General features: G+C 31.1%; 1 protein-coding gene. It reads left to right on the forward strand.

Annotated features, from left to right (window positions below):
- The first annotated feature begins 97 nt into the window (after positions 1-97).
- Entirely contained in the window at positions 98-529 is a 432-nt protein-coding gene (locus HMPREF1551_RS06905) for a hypothetical protein (RefSeq protein WP_021628363.1), read from the forward strand.
- Positions 530-614 lie beyond the last annotated feature (85 nt).

A 614-nucleotide genomic window follows, 5' to 3' on the forward strand; every position in this document is an offset into this window, starting at 1 on the left:
ATTGGGCGCAAACTGCAAGCTTGCGCCAGCGGGGGGCTCAAAAAGCCTATGACAAAATGTTAGAGATACAAAAAGAACGTAAAAATAAGTGTGAAAAATGACAGAAGTAACAATAACCCTTAAAGAAGGCGGGAGTGTATATAGCTCTCTAATAAGATATATCATAAGAATTGAGTGTAAGTTACAAGAAATAGCATCTAACTTTCTTATAACTCCTGAAATTAGGTTACATTTTGAAGTTAGAATAGACGGGATTTTTTATGCATATAAAGATCCTGCGGGATGTTCTCATTTAAAATTCTTTAAGAAAAGAGGTTTTATAGCTATTACTATTGCCATAACAGATAAAGAGACAGCGCTACCTACCGACGAGTTGTTAGATTTCTTCAAAGAATCTCTTTACATTGGTCTTTCTCAGATGTTTGATAGATTATTGAAGGATAAATACACTTTGAATAAAGAAGAACTAATGAAATTTATAAAAGAAAATATAGAAAGTGTTCAAAAACCAACAGAAGATAGTTTATAAATATCAGTTCTTTATAAATAGTATTCTGTATTATTACTTTACTATTTAATCGGTAATGTATCAGATGTGTTGTTAAAAGCACAAC

It is taken from the genome of Capnocytophaga sp. oral taxon 863 str. F0517 (assembly GCF_000466425.1).
Taxonomy (GTDB): Bacteria; Bacteroidota; Bacteroidia; order Flavobacteriales; family Flavobacteriaceae; genus Capnocytophaga.